Annotated in this window: 15 protein-coding genes; 13 read left to right on the top strand and 2 right to left on the bottom strand. The window is 67.7% G+C overall.

The features are described from left to right. The first annotated feature begins 17 nt into the window (after positions 1–17). The 4 genes from ABZ532_RS26635 (at position 18) to ABZ532_RS26620 (ending at position 2979) form a co-directional block, all read left to right on the top strand. Complete coding sequence (locus ABZ532_RS26635) at positions 18–1253, top strand: S8 family serine peptidase (protein WP_361288791.1); 1236 nt, start codon at positions 18–20, stop codon at positions 1251–1253. Positions 1254–1368: 115 nt separating this feature from the next. Beyond that, a complete protein-coding gene (locus tag ABZ532_RS26630; RefSeq protein WP_361288788.1) occupies positions 1369–1746 on the top strand; it encodes a WXG100 family type VII secretion target in 378 nt (125 codons plus the stop codon). Positions 1747–1805: 59 nt separating this feature from the next. Next, entirely contained in the window at positions 1806–2111 is a 306-nt protein-coding gene (locus ABZ532_RS26625) for a WXG100 family type VII secretion target (protein WP_361288785.1), read from the top strand. Between the two features lie 415 nt (positions 2112–2526). After that, positions 2527–2979 (top strand): GNAT family N-acetyltransferase, encoded by a 453-nt coding sequence (locus ABZ532_RS26620; RefSeq protein WP_361288782.1) that lies wholly within the window; start codon positions 2527–2529, stop codon positions 2977–2979. Positions 2980–3452: 473 nt separating this feature from the next. Here the strand turns inward: ABZ532_RS26620 and eccCa are convergent, their stop codons facing one another. Continuing rightward, positions 3453–7433, bottom strand: a complete 3981-nt coding sequence (gene eccCa / locus ABZ532_RS26615; RefSeq protein WP_361288779.1) for a type VII secretion protein EccCa — start codon at positions 7431–7433, stop codon at positions 3453–3455. Positions 7434–7686: 253 nt separating this feature from the next. On the opposite strand from eccCa, the gene eccD reads away from it, so the two are divergent. The 6 genes from eccD (at position 7687) to ABZ532_RS26585 (ending at position 14950) form a co-directional block, all read left to right on the top strand. Beyond that, positions 7687–9231, top strand: coding sequence for a type VII secretion integral membrane protein EccD (eccD, locus tag ABZ532_RS26610; RefSeq protein ID WP_361288776.1), 1545 nt, complete (start codon positions 7687–7689; stop codon positions 9229–9231). A 244-nt stretch (positions 9232–9475) separates the two neighbouring features. After that, positions 9476–9763: a 30S ribosomal protein S15 gene (gene rpsO, locus ABZ532_RS26605; RefSeq protein WP_168437547.1), complete on the top strand. Its 288-nt coding sequence runs from the start codon at positions 9476–9478 to the stop codon at positions 9761–9763. 314 nt (positions 9764–10077) lie between these two features. After that, a complete protein-coding gene (locus tag ABZ532_RS26600; RefSeq protein ID WP_361288773.1) occupies positions 10078–12312 on the top strand; it encodes a polyribonucleotide nucleotidyltransferase in 2235 nt (744 codons plus the stop codon). Beyond that, complete coding sequence (locus ABZ532_RS26595; RefSeq protein ID WP_361288770.1) at positions 12309–13688, top strand: pitrilysin family protein; 1380 nt, start codon at positions 12309–12311, stop codon at positions 13686–13688. Before ABZ532_RS26600 ends, ABZ532_RS26595 begins: the two co-directional genes overlap by 4 nt. Positions 13689–13734: 46 nt before the next feature. Next, on the top strand, positions 13735–14487 hold the full coding sequence (gene dapB / locus ABZ532_RS26590) for a 4-hydroxy-tetrahydrodipicolinate reductase (RefSeq protein ID WP_361288767.1): 753 nt from the start codon (positions 13735–13737) through the stop codon (positions 14485–14487). A gap of 10 nt (positions 14488–14497) precedes the next feature. Next, positions 14498–14950, top strand: coding sequence for a tetratricopeptide repeat protein (locus ABZ532_RS26585; RefSeq protein WP_361288764.1), 453 nt, complete (start codon positions 14498–14500; stop codon positions 14948–14950). Between the two features lie 64 nt (positions 14951–15014). Here ABZ532_RS26585 and ABZ532_RS26580 read toward each other — a convergent pair whose 3' ends face one another. Continuing rightward, a complete protein-coding gene (locus ABZ532_RS26580; RefSeq protein WP_361288761.1) occupies positions 15015–15605 on the bottom strand; it encodes a hypothetical protein in 591 nt (196 codons plus the stop codon). A gap of 211 nt (positions 15606–15816) precedes the next feature. Between ABZ532_RS26580 and thyX the strand changes: the two genes are divergently transcribed. The 3 genes from thyX to ABZ532_RS26565 all read left to right on the top strand — a co-directional run bounded on the left by thyX (position 15817) and on the right by ABZ532_RS26565 (position 19457). Then, complete coding sequence (gene thyX / locus ABZ532_RS26575) at positions 15817–16554, top strand: FAD-dependent thymidylate synthase (RefSeq protein WP_361288758.1); 738 nt, start codon at positions 15817–15819, stop codon at positions 16552–16554. 190 nt (positions 16555–16744) lie between these two features. Then, on the top strand, positions 16745–17644 hold the full coding sequence (dapA, locus tag ABZ532_RS26570; RefSeq protein WP_361288755.1) for a 4-hydroxy-tetrahydrodipicolinate synthase: 900 nt from the start codon (positions 16745–16747) through the stop codon (positions 17642–17644). Positions 17645–17771: 127 nt separating this feature from the next. Further along, a complete protein-coding gene (locus ABZ532_RS26565) occupies positions 17772–19457 on the top strand; it encodes a ribonuclease J (protein ID WP_361288752.1) in 1686 nt (561 codons plus the stop codon). Positions 19458–19862 lie beyond the last annotated feature (405 nt).

The raw sequence follows: 19862 nt of genomic DNA, 5'->3' as shown, positions 1-19862 counted from the left end.
GAAGGTCGGAAGTCGGAATGACAGCAGGAACAAGCCAGTTGTGGAGGCGCACCGTTCGGTGGGGTCTCGCATCCGCCCTGGCCCTGGTGCTTGCCGGACCCGTTGGAGTTGTGGGAGCTCCAACGGCTGTGGCGTCGGAAGTACGGCCGAAGCAGTGGTACCTGGACGCCATGCATGCCGATGAGATCTGGAAGAAGGCCACGGGCGATGGCATCAAAATTGCGGTGATTGACACTGGTGTAAATCCATCTACGCCATCGCTGAAAGGGCAAGTGCTCAAGGGCTTCGATGCCACGGCAATGACCGGGGACGAGACCGACGACTACGAAGGCCATGGCACAACCATGGCTGAGTTGATCGCGGGAACTGGCAATGGGGGTGGTCTTCAGGGCCTCGCACCCGGCGTGAAGATCATTCCCATGCGTGTCGCTGATACCGAGCATCGGAACAAGAAGTCGGCCAACGCGCACGATATCGAGGATGCCATCCGTGCTGCGGCAGATAGCGATGCACGCATCATCAGCATGTCGGGCGGTAGCGAGTTTTCCACTCCGCAAGAGCGTGAGGCGGCCAAGTACGCCCAAAGCAAAGGTAAGTTGTTCTTCGCAGCCGCTGGCAACTCGGGCCACAAAGGCAACAAGAGGAATTATCCAGCGAGTTATGATGAAGTCACTGCCGTCTCATCCATCGACCGCTCAGGGCAGGTGAGCGATCACTCCCAGCACGGTGACTACGTGGATATCGCCGCTCCAGGTGATGACATCCCTTCTTGGTGTGATACCAGCTTCACCCGCTACTGCGACGGCAACGGCGGCACCAGTGCAGCCACCGCCATCACCTCCGCCTCTGCCGCGCTGATCTGGTCCCTCCACCCCGACTGGACAGCCAACCAGGTGCTCCGCGTCATGTTCGAGAGCGCAGCCCGAGGCGATAACTGGAAGCCCGGCACGGTCAGCACCTACCTGGGCCATGGAACCGTCCGCCCCAACGCCCACATCAACCGTGGCATCGGCAAGCCCGGCGCAGCCGATATCAGCCCCCTGACCAACGAGAAGACGGGCGGTAGCGGTCCCTCCGCATCAGCTGCGTCTCAAGCCCCCAAGCCCAAGCCCGGCTCCGACGCGGTCGCGGCAGGCTCAAGCGGCGAGACCGAGGACAACGGTCAACTGCTCATGGTGCTCGGCGGAGCCGCAGCCGTCGCAGTCCTCGCTGGAGTCGTGTTCGCCGTGCTCCGCCGGCGACGGAGCGCCTGACGGCTCTCGCGCTGTGCCAGCACCCCGCCAAGCCACATCAGAAGACCATCACTGCGTGCGCGCGTGCACAAGCACGAACGTGACCGAGTGAGAACTGAAGAAACGGAGAGGGAAGATGTCAGGAATCCAGAAGGTCGGCGATCAGAGTCTCAAGAGTTTCCAAGACGAAATCAGCATGCAGTTCGAGGGCATCAAGGGGCAGCTGAAGAACCTCCAGGGAGTCATCGACAGCCTCGAAGGCCACTGGAAGGGCATCGGCGCCGGCGCCTTCAACAAGAAGCAGGACGAGATCAACCAGGCCATGGTGCGCATCGCGAAGCTGCTGCTGAACTTCCAGGAAGCGATTCAGCTCACGCGTACGACCGCCTCCGCCACCGACCACGACATCGAGCAGGCGCTTACGGGCGTCGATGTCACCGCCGGATTCAGCGGGGACGCGGGCGCGACCGCAAGGGCGACCAACCTCAACCCGTCCAGCATCGCCTCCCTCTGAACACCGTCAAGGTTCAGTAGTTCCCCAGCATCCATACGACAACGCTCCTTGGAGGACCTGTGTCACAGCACCCGAACGACCGCATGGTCGTCACCTACCACTCCCTGGATCAGGCAGCCGCAGCCATTGACAAGCAGGCGGGTGACCTGAACACGGCTCTGGAAGCCCTCCAGACGAAGCTCAAGGGCATCTCGGACGACTTCGAGGGTGAAGCCAAGACCGCGGCGGACGGTGCTCACAAGAAGTGGGACACCGAAGCCAAGAGCATTCACGAGTCCCTGAAGGGCATCGCCAGGGCGGTTCGCGACGCGGCCCCGGCGTACCAGGCCGGCGACCACAAGGCGCGCAGCTACTACGACTTCTAAAAGCTGAGCGATACGACGCCACGAGGGTGGGCACGCGCGGGAGGTGCCCACCCTTTGGCGTGCGGTCAGCGGAACGGAGAACGCGGCTCCTGAGCCCAGGCCGATGTGCACCCGCACCGGAGCGGCCCTGGCCGCGTGAACGGTCGCTGTTTGCACCTCTCTTGCCGGTCCCTACGCCGATGCCCACAATCCGGCAGGCTTCCGCAGAGCACGTCACTCAGCCTGATGGAAAAGCTGCTCCAGCACGACGCTGCTGGCAGCTCCAGCGGACACCACCCCCTGCAGCACCGACGACCGGACTGGCGCGAATCCTCCCTTGCGGGCTGAACTACGTTCATGCCCCTTCTTGGACGTCGTCTTGATTGCTGTCTACCCACCTGAACACGGGAGTTCCGCTCGATCTAGGCTTCTGTGCGTGAAGATCACCGTGCGGTCAGCCGTCGAGACGGACCTGCCATCACTGCTTGCTCTGTACGGCGAGTTGAACCCTGACGACGCACCCCTGTCCCATGAGTCAGCTGATGTAATCTGGGCGGCAATCTCCGGGCAGCAGGGACGTGCCGTGCTGGTCGCCGACGTTGACGGCGCCATTGTCGGGACCGCGGACTCCTTGATCCTTCCGAACCTCACCCGGGGCGGGCGAGCCATCCTCTTCGTGGAGAACGTCGTGGTTGCCGGCTCCTGGCAGCGGCGAGGTATCGGACAGCGTCTGATGGAGGCTGTTGTGCACTTGGGCGAATCGACTGGTTGCTACAAGGTTCAGTTGCTGGCAGCCGACGACGAGTACGTCCACGCGTTCTATGAATCGTGCGACTTCACGCCCGTGGCGCAGGGCTTCCGCCGCTACATCGAACAGGAGGGGGCTTAGCCGCAATGGTCTGATGTCCCGATTCTCGTTGGAACGGTATGGGGAAAGTCGCCTGGCTCGTACCGGATCCCCTCGTGGCGCCTGTTCCAGTCGGTTGCCTTCGAGCCGCGAGTACGGCCACAAGGTGCTGATCGTCGGCGGGCTGACAACCGTGCAGTGCGGATCGGGCCCGCAAGCACGGACGTGGCTACGGTCACGCAGACTCCGTCCGCGTTGTTGCGTGCTCCCGGATGTCGACGCCAGTCGCAGCTTAACGTCCTGCAGGGGGCGCCAGATCTCGTTCTCGGGATACTCGACGCGAGAGCCTTGCCCGTGGGGGAACTCAGCCGTGGCCCCTCCGCCCCCGACTCCGTATGCGTCCTGTGCTCCCGGCGCGGCTGGCCCGGTGAGACCGGGCCAGCCGTCACGGTTCCAGGAAGGCGCAGACGCAGCGCGTCACAGCCGAAGACACCGGCGACCACCCCCAGAGGCTGTCACCCGTCCCCGTGCAGCTCCGGCATCAGTCCCGTCTGGACCAGCGGGTTCCCCCGCTGCCGTGACACGAAGATGCCCCGGCCCGCAGGCATCGGGCGCATGCGGACGCCGCCGAGGACATCGCCTTCCTGCGGGTCGCCGGAGAGGAGCACACCCTGGGCGCCGAGTTCCATCATGCGCTGCATGAAGGACTCGTACGTCGCCCGGCTCGCACCGGCCGCACTGCGGGCGATGATGAAGCGGACGCCCACGTCGCGCGAGAAGGGAAGCTGTTCCGTCAGCTTGGACAGCGGGTTGCCGCTCGACGTGGACACCAGGTCGTAGTCGTCGACCACGACGTACACCGTGGGGCCGCTCCACCAGCTGCGGTCGCGCAGCTGCTGGGACGTGACGTCGGCGGACGGCGTGCGGCGCTGCATGAGCTCGTGGAGCGCGTCCACGTGGTGGTCCATGTTGTTGGACATCGGGACGTACTCGGCCAGGTGCGACGCGGGAGTGACGTCCATCAGCGCACGCCGGTTGTCGATGACGAAGAACTTGCAGTCGTTCGCGTCGTAGCGCTCCGTCAGCTGCTTGATGAGCAGCCGCAGAAGGTTCGACTTGCCGGACTCACTGTCGCCGAACACCAGGAAGAACGGGTCGCGCTCGAAGTTGACGAACACCGGTTCCAGGTTGTTCTCGTCGATGGCGAAGGCGATGCCGCGGTTCGGTTCCGCATACCCCGCGGGGAGGTTGCCGGCCGGCAGCTCGCGCGGGAGCAGCCGTACCTGTGGTGCGCCCGGAGCCGTCCAGTGGCGGGCGACCTCCTGGGCCATCGCGGCGGTCGCCTCCGACAGGTCGCTGTCGGAGTTGATGCCGTCGATCCGCGGCACAGCGGCCATGAAGTGCAGCTTCTCCTGAGTGAGACCGCGGCCGGGCACACCGGTCGGGACGTTCACGGCGGCCTTGCGGTCGAGTTCCGAGTCCATGGTGTCGCCGAGCCGCAGCTCCAGGCGGTTCATCAGATGGTCCTTGAGGTTGGCTCGGACCTCCATCGAACGCGACGCGGTGAGGACCACATGGATGCCGAAGCCGAGCCCGCGGGCCGCGATGTCGACCACGGCGGGCTCCATGCCCTCGTAGTCGGTGCGGAAGTTGCCCCAGCCGTCGATGATCAGGAACACATCACCCCATGGCTGGTCCGTCACGGAGATGTCACCGCGGGCGCGCAGGCGCCGGTACGTACTGATGGAGTCGATTCCGGCGCTGCGGAAGTACTCCTCGCGCCGCGTCATGATTCCGTACACCTCGGCGACCGTGCGCCGCACCTTCTCGGGGTCGAGCCGTGAGGCGACCCCGCCGACGTGCGGCAGCCCGGCGACCGATGACAGACCGCCACCACCGAAGTCGAGGCCGTAGAACTGCACCTCGTGCGGGGTGTGGGTGAGCGCGAAGCCCGTGATGAGGGACCGCAGCAGCGTCGACTTCCCGGACTGCGGGCCACCGACGATCTGCATGTGGCCCGCTGCACCGGAGAAGTCCCGGTAGAGGGTGTCACGGCGCTGCTCGTACGGTTTGTCGACCACGCCCAGCGGTACGACGAGCTGTCCCGCGCCGTCGAAGCCGGGCTGTGTCAGCCCGCGGCCCTGTACGGCCGTGAGCCCTGGCAGCAGTTCGTCCAGGGTCGGAGGGTTGTCCAGCGGCGGCAGCCACACCTGGTGGGCCTCCACACCGCGGCCCTCGAGCCGCCGCACGATCACATCGAGCACCGAGTCGGCGAGAGCGTCGTCATCCGCTGTCCGTGCCTCCGGTACGGAAGCGCGGACGGACGGCGCGAGGTAGCGGACCGGCACCGGCAGGGCGGTGAACTGCACGGGCTGGCGGTCCACGGGCAGCGGGCCACCGGGCACCGCGGCCTGGCTGCCGTTCGCGTGGTACACCCCGGAGACGTACGCGGCCTTGAACCGCACCATCTCGTCCGTGCCGAACTTCAGATAGCCGGAGCCGGGGACGTTGGGCAGATGGTATGCGTCGGGAACGCCGATCGCGGCGCGCGACTCCGCCGCGGAGAACGTACGCAGACCGACCCGGTACGACAGATAGGTCTCCAGGCCGCGCAGCCGGCCCTCCTCCAGTCGCTGTGAGGCCAGCAGCAGATGCACGCCGAGTGACCGGCCGATGCGTCCGATCTGGACGAACATCTCGATGAAGTCGGGTTTGGCGGTGAGAAGTTCACTGAACTCGTCGATGACGAGCACAAGCGACGGAATGGGACGCAGCGGGGCGCCGGCCGCGCGTGCCTTCTCGTAGTCGTGGATGTTGGCGTAGTTGCCCGCGTCGCGCAGCAGTTCCTGCCTGCGGTTCAGCTCACCGCGGATCGAGTCGCCCATGCGGTCGACCAGCGTCAGGTCGTCCGCGAGGTTGGTGATCACTGCGGCGACATGCGGCATCTGGGACATGCCCGCGAAGGTGGCGCCACCCTTGAAGTCCGCGAGGACGAAGTTGAGCGTCTCCGACGAATGTGTCACGGCGAGGCCGAGCACGAGCGTACGGAGCAGCTCGGACTTGCCCGAACCGGTCGCGCCCACGCACAGACCGTGCGGGCCCATGCCCTCCTGCGCCGCTTCCTTGAGGTCCAGCATGACCGGTGTGCCGTCCTCGCCCACGCCGATCGGCACCCGCAGCCGCTCCGCCTGCGCGCGAGGCCGCCAGGTGCGGCTCACGTCGACGGAGGCGGCGTCGCCGAGATTCAGCAGATCGGTGAAGTCGAGGTTCGCGAGCAGTGGTTCGTCGTCGTCACCGCCGCTGGCCATCCTCAGCGGGGCGAGCTGGCGGGCGAGCGCCTCGGCGGCCGGGAGGCCCAGCGAGTCCGGCGCGCCGTCGTAGACCGCTCCGTGTCCCGACTCCAGGCGCAGGGAGTCGGGGTGTACGACGATGGAGAGTCCGCCGCGCGGGGCGGACAGGTCGCCGGTCACGACCTCGATGAGTGTCACGCCCTGAAGGCCTTCGGCCGCTGCCAGCGCCGACATCGGGGGCACGGACCGGCCGTCGAGCACGACGACGATGTGCGGCTGGTCGAGCAGCGGCTGGCCGCCGCCCTGGAACCGGGGGCGACCTTCCAGCCGGGACGCGAGCAGGTCCTGTAGTTCCCCTGCGTCCGTGGCGATGAGGCGGCGGCTGCCCGCGCCGTCGCCGGCCCCCGGTGCCTGGACGTGCGGCAGCCACTTCGCCCACTCCCAGTGCGGGGCCGACTCGGTGCCGGCCGCGATCGCGATGACCAGGTCCTCGGGGGAGTGCAGGGCGGCAAGCGAGCCGACCATCGCGCGCACGGCGGAGCGCACGGACTCCGGTTCTCCGCTCACGGACAGGTGGTAGAACGCCCGCAGCGACACCGCCATCGGCAGTCCGTCGAGTACGCCGTGGGTGCTGAGGAACTTCTGCACCGCGCCCGCCGTGAGCGGCTCCAGCTCCTCGACGGGGCCTGTGTCGGGTGCCACGAGCGGTGTGGCCAGCTGCTGGCTGCCCAGACCGATGCGCACCTGGGCGAAGTCGTCGTCACCGATTCGGCGCTCCCACACCCGGCTGCCCTCGGCGACCAGGGCCCACAACTGCTCGGGGGACGGATACAGATAGAACTGCGCATCGCGCTGCAAGCGCGCCGTCTTCAGCACGGAACGCCTGGTCTGCGTCAGGTACTTGAGGTAGTCCCGGCGCATGTCGGCGAGTTCGCCCTGGGTACCGCGCCGGTATCGCACCAGCATGGCGATGGCCATGGCGACCGTCGACGCGATCATCACCATACCCATGATCCGCATGATGGGGCTCGGCGTCATGAAGAAGAAGACGACCGAACCGCCCATGCCGAGCATCGGCAGCAGCTGCATCATGGCGCCCTCCTGCTGACCCCTCGGCAGCTCGGGCGGTGATTGCAGTTGCACCTGCTCGCCGGGTACTTCGGGTGGCAGGCCCCGCGGTGGGCGTTTGACGACGATTTGACTCACAGCACACCAATTCCCTTGCCGGATGGCGGAGTTCCTATCAGCGCCCCCGTGGCGACGGAATCCATCCGCGGGGAGGGATCCTACTTGTGCGGGGGTGACGGGGTGGGGGGTAGGGTTGCGCAACGTGTTTGCGCGCGCATGAAATACCGCTCAAATACCGTTCAGATAACGCGGAAACCGAGCAAGCGAGTCATTCGGAACGCATAACCGACCGAGGTCCATGCGATTCACGAGGGGGAAGCAGCAGGTGAGTATGACGGCCCCAGCGGCGGCTACCGGAAGCGGTCACCAGGGTCCCGCTCCTTCATCAGGTCCCTCGGGTCCTTCGGGTCCTTCGGGTCCCTCCGGTTCAACCGGTGGCGGGACCGGCTTCTGCCGGGTCACGGTCGTCGCACCGGACGGCCGCGTCGATGTCGCGCTGCCCGAGGACATCCCCATCGCCGACCTCTACCCGGAGATCCTCCGGCTGTCCGGGCAGAGCCCCGCGGCGGGGGCCCCGGTCGGCTACCACCTCGTCCGACGCGACGGCAGTGTGCTCGACGGCGCGCGTTCCCTCATGGCCCAGCGCATCCTCGACGGCGAACTGCTGTCGCTGCGGCCGTTCGCCGAGTCGCTGCCCCCGGCGGTGTTCGACGATGTCTCGGAGGCCGTCGCCTCGGCGGTCGCCAGCGACCGCACGCTGTGGACCGACGGCCTGATGCGCGGAGCCGGGCTCTTCGGCGGCTCGGTGCTGCTGGTGCTGCTCGGGTTCGTCCTGTGGACGGCGGACCCGCGCCACGACATGCACGGCCTGCCGGGCATCCTGGCGGCCATCGCCGGCGTCCTGCTGCTCGCGCTCGCCTGCGTACGGGCGCGGGTGTACGACGACCGCGGCTCGGCCGTGGCCCTGGGTCTCGGCGCGATGGCGAACGCCGCGGTGGCCGGTGCGGGACTCCTGCCGGTGGCCACGGGCCAGGGCATCGGACGCCTGCAGTTCCTGCTGGCCTGCGCCGCCGTGCTGGTCGTCGCGGTGATCCTCATGATGGTCGCCCCCGGCGGTGACGGCCCGTTCGTCGCGTTCGCCTTCGCCGCCGCCATCGGTGTGCTCGTCACTTTCGCGGCGATCCTGACCGGGATGGAGCCGTCCGAGAGCGCCGCGGTGTGCTCGCCGCTCGCCGTCGGAGCCCTGGCCTTCCTGCCGGGTCTCTCCACACGCTTCGCCCGGCTTCCCGTCGGATTCGAGCCGCCGCGCAGTGCGGCCGGAGGCTACGGGGCGGAGCCCGCCCCGCAGGGCCCGGTCGACGCCCAGCGGATCGCCGCCCAGGCGCGCAGAGGCCATGAGCTGCTCGTGGGCCTGGTCGGCGGCTGCGCGCTGCTGGCCGTCGGGTCGGCCGCGGTGCTCGGGTTCTCCGACAACCTGTGGGGCCAGCTGCTGGCTCTTGCCACCGGTGTCGCCATGCTGATGCGCGCCCACCTCTTCCGCTACACCGCCCAGGTCGGCTGCGCCCTCGCGGCGGGCCTCGGCGCTCTGGCGCTGCTCGGCATCGGGCTGTGCCTGAATCCCCCCGGCGAACTGATCCACGCCGCCCTGAAGGGGGACGGCGCCGGACTCGACATCCGTACGATCTGGCTGTCCGCCGCCGTCGCCGCCGTCGCCGCGCTGATCACCGCCATCGGGCTGATCGTCCCGAGCAAGGGCGTCACCCCGTTCTGGGGACGCTTCCTGGAGATCGCGGAGACGTTCGTCCTGCTGACGCTGGTGCCCCTGTGCCTCGCGGTGTTCGACGTCTTTCACTCGATCCGGGCGCTGACCTCCTGACGGACGCAGACGGACGCAGAAAGACGCAGACCCGCACTGACGGACCGGCGGGAGGCCTTTCCGCTGACCGGGTGCCCCGAGCTGGTACCCTGTGTGACGGCCGTTTGTGTACGCGCCCTCAGCCACGGTTTCACGCAGCTGGGAGCAGCGCCCATCGTGCCTTCGCCTCCGAGTCACGGAAGCTCCCCTGAGACCAAGACCAGGGGCACTCGCAGGCGCGCGAACACCGAAAGAGGAGTACCGAGTGTCTCTCGACGCCGCTACCAAGAAGCAGATCATGGCCGAGTTCGGCACCAAGGAGGGCGACACCGGCTCCCCCGAGGTCCAGGTCGCGATGCTGTCCCGCCGTATCTCGGACCTGACCGAGCACCTCAAGACCCACAAGCACGACCACCACTCCCGCCGTGGTCTGCTGATCCTGGTCGGCCAGCGCCGCCGCCTGCTGCAGTACCTGGCCAAGAAGGACATCCAGCGCTTCCGTGCGCTGGTCGACCGCCTCGGCATCCGCCGCGGTGCGGCCGGCGCGAAGTAAGACGCCGTGAAGGGAGCGGTTCCCACATTCAGGGGGCCGCTCCTTTTGCTGTACATGCGGTCCTGCGGTTCACCTCAGTAACCTGGTGACAGCGCAGTACCGAAAAGCGGCACACAGCCGCACGGACAACGCACAACAGACAACGCAATACCGAACGAGGAGGAGCGCCCCTCCGCCGCCGGTCCTCGGTAGTGGCCCCCGGAACCATTGCCCGGGTGCTTCGATCGAAGACCGGCCCGCACACAAGGCGCGCTTCTCCGACCACCGTCCCCGTGCCGCACGGGCAGGGGGACGCAGACGAGGAGATATCGCTAGTGGAGAACGAGACCCACTACGCCGAAGCCGTGATCGACAACGGTTCCTTCGGCACCCGTACCATCCGCTTCGAGACGGGCCGCCTGGCCAAGCAGGCCGCCGGTTCCGCCGTGGCGTACCTGGACGACGACACCATGGTGCTGTCGGCCACCACCGCGTCCAAGAACCCCAAGGACCAGCTCGACTTCTTCCCCCTGACGGTCGACGTCGAGGAGCGGATGTACGCCGCGGGCAAGATCCCCGGTTCGTTCTTCCGCCGGGAAGGCCGCCCGTCCGAGGACGCGGTCCTGACCTGCCGCCTGATCGACCGGCCGCTGCGCCCCTCCTTCAAGAAGGGCCTGCGCAACGAGATCCAGATCGTCGAGACGATCATGGCGCTCAACCCCGACCACCTGTACGACGTGGTCGCGATCAACGCCGCCTCCTGCTCCACGCAGCTGGCCGGCCTGCCCTTCTCCGGCCCGATCGGCGGCACTCGTGTCGCGCTGATCAACGGCCAGTGGGTGGCGTTCCCGACCCACACCGAGCTCGAGGACGCCGTCTTCGACATGGTGGTCGCGGGCCGCGTCCTGGAGGACGGCGACGTCGCGATCATGATGGTCGAGGCCGAGGCCACCACGAAGACCATCGAGCTGGTCAAGGGCGGTGCCGAGGCGCCGACCGAGGAGGTCGTCGCCGCCGGTCTCGAGGCCGCGAAGCCCTTCATCAAGGTCCTCTGCAAGGCCCAGTCGGACCTCGCCGCGAAGGCTGCCAAGCCGACCGGTGAGTTCCCCGTCTTCCTCGAGTACCAGGACGACGTCCTTGAGGCCCTCACGGCCGCCGTCAAGGGTGAGCTCAGCCAGGCGCTGACCATCCCCGGCAAGCAGGAGCGCGAGGCCGAGCTGGACCGCGTCAAGGGTCTGGCCGCCGAGAAGCTGCTCCCGCAGTTCGAAGGTCGCGAGAAGGAGATCTCCGCCGCGTACCGCTCGCTCACCAAGAGCCTGGTCCGCGAGCGTGTGATCAAGGAGAAGAAGCGCATCGACGGCCGTGGCGTCACGGACATCCGTACGCTCGCCGCCGAGGTCGAGGCCATCCCGCGCGTGCACGGCTCGGCCCTGTTCGAGCGTGGCGAGACCCAGATCCTGGGCGTCACCACACTCAACATGCTCCGCATGGAGCAGCAGCTGGACACCCTTTCCCCGGTGACCCGCAAGCGCTACATGCACAACTACAACTTCCCGCCGTACTCCGTCGGTGAGACCGGCCGCGTCGGTTCGCCGAAGCGCCGCGAGATCGGCCACGGCGCCCTGGCGGAGCGCGCCATCGTGCCGGTGCTGCCGACGCGCGAGGACTTCCCGTACGCGATCCGCCAGGTGTCCGAGGCCCTCGGCTCCAACGGCTCGACGTCCATGGGCTCCGTCTGCGCCTCCACCATGTCCCTGCTGAACGCCGGTGTGCCCCTGCGGGCCCCCGTCGCCGGTATCGCCATGGGACTGATCTCCCAGGAGATCGACGGCCAGACCCACTACGTCACCCTCACCGACATCCTCGGTGCGGAGGACGCCTTCGGTGACATGGACTTCAAGGTCGCCGGTACGAAGGAGTTCGTCACCGCCCTCCAGCTCGACACCAAGCTGGACGGCATCCCGGCCTCCGTCCTGGCCGCGGCCCTCAAGCAGGCCCGCGACGCCCGCCTCCACATCCTCGACGTGATGATGGAAGCGATCGACACCCCGGACGAGATGTCCCCGAACGCCCCGCGGATCATCACCGTCAAGATCCCCGTGGACAAGATCGGCGAGGTCATCGGCCCCAAGGGCAAGATGATCAACCAGATCCAGGAGGACACCGGCGCCGAGATCACGATCGAGGACGACGGCACCATCTACATCGGTGCCGCCGACGGCCCGGCCGCCGAGGCCGCCCGTGCCACGATCAACGGCATCGCCAACCCGACCATGCCGGAGGTCGGCGAGCGCTACCTGGGCACCGTCGTCAAGACCACCACCTTCGGTGCGTTCGTCTCCCTGCTCCCGGGCAAGGACGGCCTGCTGCACATCTCGCAGATCCGCAAGCTCGCCGGTGGCAAGCGCGTGGAGAACGTCGAGGACGTGGTCGGGGTCGGCCAGAAGATCCAGGTCGAGATCGCCGAGATCGACCAGCGCGGCAAGCTCTCCCTGATCCCCGTGGTCGAGGGCGAGGCCGAGTCCGACAGCGACTCCGCCGAGGGCGAGAAGGACGACGCCGCCAAGTGACGTCACCTAGTTCCAGGACGACGGCCCGCACCTCTTCGGAGGCGCGGGCCGTCGCCCGTACCCAAACGCTCCTCAAGGGCGAGCACGGCATCGGCACCGTCCGCCGCACCGTGCTGCCCGGCGGGCTGCGCATCGTCACCGAGACCCTCCCGTCCGTGCGCTCCGCCACCTTCGGAATCTGGGCGCACGTCGGTTCCCGCGACGAGACCCCGTCGCTGGGCGGCGCCACGCACTACCTGGAGCACCTCCTCTTCAAGGGCACCGCGCGCCGGTCCGCCCTCGACATCTCCGCCGCGATCGACGCGGTCGGCGGTGAGATGAACGCCTTCACGGCGAAGGAGTACACCTGCTACTACGCACGGGTGCTCGACACCGACCTGCCGCTGGCGATCGACGTCGTCTGCGACATGCTCACGGGTTCCCTGATCCTCGAAGAGGACGTCGTCGCCGAGCGCGGTGTCATCCTCGAGGAGATCGCGATGACCGAGGACGACCCGGGTGACGTCGTCCACGACCTCTTCGCGCGCACCATGTTCGGCGACAGCCCGCTGGGACGGCCGGTCCTGGGCACCGTCGACACGATCAACGCACTCAACCGGTCGCAGATCGCCCGTTTCTACAAGAAGCACTACGACCCCACGCATCTGGTCGTCGCCGCCGCCGGCAACGTCGACCACGGCACGGTCGTCCGCCAGGTCCGCAAGGCCTTCGACCGCGCCGGAGCGCTGGCCAGGACGGAAGCCCAGCCGATCGCCCCGCGCGACGGTCACCGCACACTCAGGACCGCGGGCCGGATAGACGTGCTCGGGCGCAAGACCGAGCAGGCTCACGTCGTCCTCGGTATGCCGGGCCTCGCCCGCACCGACGACCGCAGATGGGCCCTCGGCGTTCTGAACACGGCACTCGGCGGCGGCATGTCCTCGCGCCTCTTCCAGGAGGTACGGGAGAAGCGGGGCCTCGCCTACAGCGTGTACTCGTACACCTCGGGCTTCGCCGACTGCGGACTCTTCGGCGTGTACGCGGGCTGCCGGCCCAGCCAGGTCCACGACGTGCTGAAGATCTGCCGTGACGAGCTCGACCGGGTCGCCGCCGAAGGACTGTCCGACGACGAGATCAACCGGGCCATCGGCCAGCTCTCAGGCTCCACGGTGCTGGGGCTCGAGGACACCGGTGCGCTGATGAACCGCATCGGCAAGAGCGAGCTGTGCTGGGGCGCCCAGATGTCGGTCGACGACATGCTGGCGAACATAGCCGCGGTCACACCCGACGACGTCCGGGCGGTCGCCCGCGATCTCCTCGGGCAGCGTCCCTCACTGGCGGTGATCGGTCCGCTGAAGGACAAGCAGGCGGATCGCCTGCACGAATCCGTCGCATGACGCCCGCAGGGCCCACAGAGTCCGACTCGTAGAGAGAGCACAAGCAATGAGCAAGCTGCGCGTGGCCGTCCTCGGAGCCCAGGGGCGTATCGGATCCGAGGCGGTTCGGGCGGTCGAAGCCGCCGGCGACATGGAACTCGTCGCCGCGCTCGGCCGGGACGACAAGCTGGAGACCCTCGTCGAGAACGGCGCACAGGTCGCGGTCGAACTGACCACCCCCGCATCGGTGATGGGCAACCTCGACTTCTGCGTGCGCCATGGCATCCACGCCGTCGTCGGCACCACCGGCTGGACCGATGAGCGCCTCGCGCATCTGCGCACCTCGCTGGACGCCTCCCCGGAGACGGGTGTGCTCATCGCGCCCAACTTCTCCATCGGCGCCGTGCTCACCATGAGGTTCGCCGCCCAGGCCGCGCGCTACTTCGAGTCGGTCGAGGTGGTCGAGCTGCACCACCCGAACAAAGCGGACGCCCCTTCCGGTACTGCCACACGCACGGCCCAGCTGATCGCCGCGGCCCGCGCCGACGCGGGCCGCGGAGCGCAGCCCGACGCGACCGTCACCGCGCTGGACGGCGCGCGCGGTGCGGACGTCGACGGGGTGCCGGTGCACGCCGTACGGCTGCGGGGACTGCTCGCTCATCAGGAGGTGCTGCTCGGCGGGGAGGGCGAGACCCTCACCATCCGGCACGACTCCCTGCACCACAGCAGCTTCATGCCGGGCATCCTGCTCGGTGTGCGCCGTGTGGTGAGCACACCCGGGCTCACCTTCGGCCTTGAGAACTTCCTCGACCTGGACTGAGACCTCACCCATGCGCGCGAAGATCACCTACGCCATCACGGCTGCCGTCCTGGTCGTCTACTTCGTCCTGGTCGGCAGCCGGGGCGTGCTGCTGCTCCGGCACGGCACGGTGCTGACAGTCACCTTTGGTGTGGCGGTGCTGATCCTGCCGGTGATCGGGCTCTGGTTCCTCTGGAAGAACACCCGCTTCGTCCAGAAGGCCAACGCGCTCGCGGCCGAGCTGGACGGGGAGGGCGGGCTGCCGGTCGACGAGCTGGTGCGTACCGCGGGCGGTCGTATCGACCGGGACTCGGCGGACGCGGTCTTCGCCAAGCGCCGGGCCGAGACGGAGGATTCACCGGAGGACTGGCGATGCTGGTTCCGGCTGGCCGTCGCGTATCACGACGCCCGGGACACTCCGCGCGCCCGAAAGGCGATGCAGCGCGCGATCGCCCTGCATGAGGGCAAGCCCGTCAGCGTCTGAAGGCACCCCGGCCCGGGATTCCCCAGCAGAGCCCTACCCTGATCCGGCCGGAATGCCCTCGCGCCTACTGGCCGGGGGCGGCCACGGGCTGCGCCGCGGGACCGTACCGGGCGCCCCAGGCCTCGACGACGTCCGCCGCCCTGTCGAACGCCTCGACCCGCGAGAGGAAGTCCGCGTTGTGGTCGGTGAGCAGCGGCAGCGGCTCACCGCCTCCCCGGACCAGTGTCAGAGCCTGCCCCTGGACTGTGCGTGGCAGGCCCAGCCAGCGCACCGGCTGCTGCACGGTCCGCAGTGCCGTGACCTGCCGCCATTCGACGGTGGATGTCGAGAAGAATCCGGTACGGCGCACACCGTGCCTGCTCACCCAGGTGCCCATGCGCAGCAGCCGCAGCGCCGCGGCGATCACCAGCAGTGCGAGACCGAAGCACAGCCCCGCGCCGGGCAGGGCACCGGCGAAGGCGACGATCAACGACGCCATGAGCACGAACGACGCGAGCAGGAGGAGCAGCGCCGCGGCTGCCACGCGCCAGGGGCCCGGGCGGTAGGGCCGCCGCCACTCGTCATGGTCATCGAACGCCAGTGCGACGTCACCGTCGGTCGTCGAGGTGTCAGAGGTGTCAAAGGCTCGGTCGGCCGTCAGGAAGGGCAGGGGCACGGCTGATCCTCACTCATCACGCACAACAGGCTGTGACGGGTGAGGCTACAGAGGCGTTCAGCCACGGGCCACCCCAGGGGGTCCGAAAGGGGCCGGCGCCCCCTGAAGGAGCGTGGTCGGACCTGCCGCGACGGTCGGACGATCGCGGTGAGTGCCGAGCCGTAGAGTGGGACGCCGCCCGCGTTGAAAGCAACTGGAAGGACACCCGCCGGTGACCGAGACCCCCGCCGACATCAAGCCCAGCTTCCGCAGCGATGTCTCCGTCGAGCTGGTGAAGCACACCGCCGGCGACTCCGACGTGCTGTGGGCGGCCCGGGTCTCCACCGCGGGCGAGCAGTCCCTGGACGAGCTCTCCAAGGATCCGGAGCGCTCAAAGGGGCTGATCAACTATCTGATGCGGGACCGCCACGGCAGCCCCTTCGAGCACAACTCGATGACCTTCTTCATCAGCGCCCCGATCTTCGTCTTCCGCGAGTTCATGCGCCACCGCGTCGGCTGGTCGTACAACGAGGAGTCCGGGCGCTACCGGGAGCTCCAGCCCGTCTTCTACGTCCCGGGCGAGGCCCGCAAGCTGGTCCAGGAGGGCCGCCCGGGGAAGTACGTCTTCGTCGAGGGCACCCAGGCGCAGCAGGACCTCACGGGCCGCGTGATGGAGGACTCCTACCGCCAGGCGTACGAGGCGTACCAGGAGATGCTCGCGGCCGGGGTCGCCCGTGAGGTGGCCCGCGCGGTGCTGCCCGTGGGCCTCTACTCCTCGATGTACGCGACGTGCAATGCCCGCTCGCTGATGCACTTCCTCGGTCTGCGCACCCAGCACGAGCTCGCCAAGGTGCCGTCCTTCCCGCAGCGGGAGATCGAGATGGTGGGAGAGAAGATGGAGGAGCACTGGGCCAAGCTCATGCCCCTCACCTATGCCGCGTTCAACGCGAATGGACGCATCGCCCCATAAGGGACAGATGTACGGTTCAGCCTGACTCGGTGTCCGTATTGCGGCGTTTCGAGAAGTTCATCTAGGCTGATCAAACGGACCCGGCACTGCCTGAACCCCCGAGCAGGCAGTGCCGGGCTCCACAGGTCACGGCATACGTCACGTCCCCCGAGGGGGACCTACCCGCTGAGCAGCGAGTAGCGTGTTACCCATGGCTCCGATCTCCACTCCGCAGACCCCCTTCGGACGGGTCCTCACCGCCATGGTCACGCCGTTCACGGCGGATGGCGCACTCGACATCGACGGCGCGCAGCGGCTCGCCGCCCACCTGGTGGACGCAGGCAATGACGGTCTGATCGTCAACGGCACCACCGGCGAGTCCCCGACCACCAGCGATGCGGAGAAAGACCAGCTCGTCCGGGCTGTCCTGGAAGCGGTCGGAGACCGGGCCCACGTGGTCGCCGGAATCGGCACCAACGACACCCGCCACAGCATCGAACTCGCCCGCGCCGCCGAGCGCGCCGGAGCGCACGGCCTGCTCGCTGTCACGCCGTATTACAACAAGCCTCCCCAGGAGGGCCTGTACCGGCACTTCTCGGCCATCGCCGACAGTGCCGGGCTCCCCGTGATGCTGTACGACATCCCCGGCCGCAGCGGGGTGCCGATCGACACCGAAACGATCGTGCGCCTCGCCCAGCACCCGCGTATCGTCGCGAACAAGGACGCCAAGGGCGACCTCGGCCGCGCGAGCTGGGCCATCGCCCAGAGCGGTCTCGCCTGGTATTCCGGCGACGACATGCTCAACCTTCCGCTGCTGTCGGTCGGCGCGATCGGCTTCGTGTCCGTGGTCGGCCATGTCGTCACCCCCGAGCTGCGCGCTCTCGTCGACGCGTACACCGCCGGAGACGTACAGAAGGCCACCGAGATCCACCAGAAGCTGCTCCCGGTCTTCACCGGAATGTTCCGGACCCAGGGCGTCATCACGACCAAGGCGGCGCTCGCTCTCCAGGGTTTGCCCGCGGGACCGCTGCGTCTGCCGCTGGTAGAGCTCACCGAGGCCGAGACCGCACAGCTCAGGCTCGATCTCGCCGCCGGCGGGGTACAGCTGTAACCACAGACTTCACAACTGAATATGAACCAACTGAACAAGCATCACATCAATGACAACAGCAAGCGCATGAATGTCACGCGCGCCACGTGCCCATGCGGTACGTGGCGCGCGTGGTGAGGAGAGTCTTTTGAGTCATCCGCATCCCGAACTCGGCGCTCCGCCGAAGCTCCCTCAGGGCGGTCTCCGCGTCACCCCGCTCGGCGGTCTCGGTGAGATCGGCCGAAACATGACGGTCTTCGAGTACGACGGCCGACTCCTGATCGTCGACTGCGGCGTCCTCTTCCCGGAAGAGGAGCAGCCCGGTGTCGACCTGATCCTCCCGGACTTCAACGCGATCAAGGACCGGCTCGACGACGTCGAGGGCATCGTGCTCACGCACGGCCACGAGGACCACATCGGCGGCGTCCCGTTCCTGCTCAGGCTGAAGCCGGACATTCCGCTGATCGGCTCCAAGCTCACCCTCGCCCTCATCGAGGCCAAGCTCCAGGAACACCGGATCCGCCCGTACACCCTCGAGGTGACCGAAGGCGACCGGGAGCGCATCGGACCCTTCGACTGCGAGTTCATCGCGGTCAACCACTCCATCCCGGACGCCCTGGCCGTCGCCATCCGCACCCCCGCCGGCATGGTCGTGCACACCGGCGACTTCAAGATGGACCAGCTCCCGCTGGACGGCCGCCTCACGGACCTGCACGCCTTCGCCCGGCTGAGCGAAGAGGGCATCGACCTGCTGCTGTCCGACTCCACGAACGCCGAGGTCCCCGGATTCGTCCCGGCCGAACGCGATATCTCCAATGTGCTGCGTGGCGTCTTCGCCGGCGCCGACAAACGCATCATCGTGGCCAGCTTCGCCAGCCATGTGCACCGCATCCAGCAGATCCTCGACGCCGCGCACGAATACGGCCGCAGGGTCGCGTTCGTCGGCCGTTCGATGGTGCGCAACATGGGCATCGCCCGCGACCTCGGCTACCTGAAGGTCCCAGCGGGCCTCGTCGTGGACGTCAAGACGCTGGACGACCTGCCGGACCACGAGGTCGTGCTCGTCTGCACGGGTTCCCAGGGTGAGCCGATGGCCGCGCTCTCCCGGATGGCCAACCGCGACCACCAGATCCGCATCGTCCCGGGTGACACGGTGATCCTGGCCTCGTCGCTCATCCCCGGTAACGAGAACGCGGTCTACCGCGTCATCAACGGCTTGACCCGCTGGGGTGCGAACGTCGTCCACAAGGGCAACGCACGCGTCCATGTCTCGGGCCACGCCTCGGCAGGCGAGCTGCTGTACTTCTACAACATCTGCCGCCCGAAGAACCTGATGCCGGTCCACGGCGAATGGCGCCACCTGCGCGCCAACGCGGAGCTCGGAGCCATGACGGGCGTCCCCAAGGACCGCATCGTGATCGCCGAGGACGGCGTCGTCGTCGACCTCGTCGACGGCAAGGCCAGGATCTCCGGCAAGGTCCAGGCCGGTTACGTGTACGTCGACGGCCTGTCGGTCGGAGATGTCACCGAGAGCTCGCTCAAGGACCGGCGCATCCTCGGAGACGAGGGCATCATCTCCGTCTTCGTCGTGGTCGACTCGACCACGGGCAAGATCGTCGGTGGACCGAACATCCATGCGCGAGGCTCCGGAATCGAGGACAACGCGTTCGACGCGGTGATCCCGAAGGTCGAGGAAGCCCTCAGCAAGTCCGCGGCGGACGGTGTCGCCGAGCCCCACCAGCTGCAGCAGCTCATTCGTCGCACCATCGGCAAGTGGGTCTCCGACACCTACCGTCGGCGCCCGATGATCCTGCCTGTGGTCGTGGAGGTCTGACACGCCGTCGGGTGATCCTGGAGCGGAGCGGCCCTCGATTTGCATCGGCTGCTCCGCTCCAGTACGTTTACGGCTCCGCCTGAGCGAAACCCCGGACACACTCGTGTGCACGGAGAGCGTCGCGGAGGATGGAAATTCCGACCGAGAAGTTCTGATAAAGTCGGATCAGCCGAAAGGCAAAGGCCCTCCAACGGCCACTGGAAACAGAATCCGAACCGGGAACGGGACGGAAAATGAATCTGGTAGGGTTGGAAACACGAAGGGAAGCGCCCGGAGGAAAGCCCGAGAGGGTGAGTACAAAGGAAGCGGACGTTCCTTGAGAACTCAACAGCGTGCCAAAAATCAACGCCAGATTAGTTGATACCCCGTCCATCCGGTTTCGGATGGTCGAGGTTCCTTTGAAGA

This window comes from Streptomyces sp. NPDC019396, assembly GCF_040632375.1.
Lineage (GTDB): Bacteria > Actinomycetota > Actinomycetes > Streptomycetales > Streptomycetaceae > Streptomyces.
The sequence above is the reverse complement of the archived record's forward strand: the minus strand, read 5'-3'. Positions and strand labels throughout refer to the sequence as shown.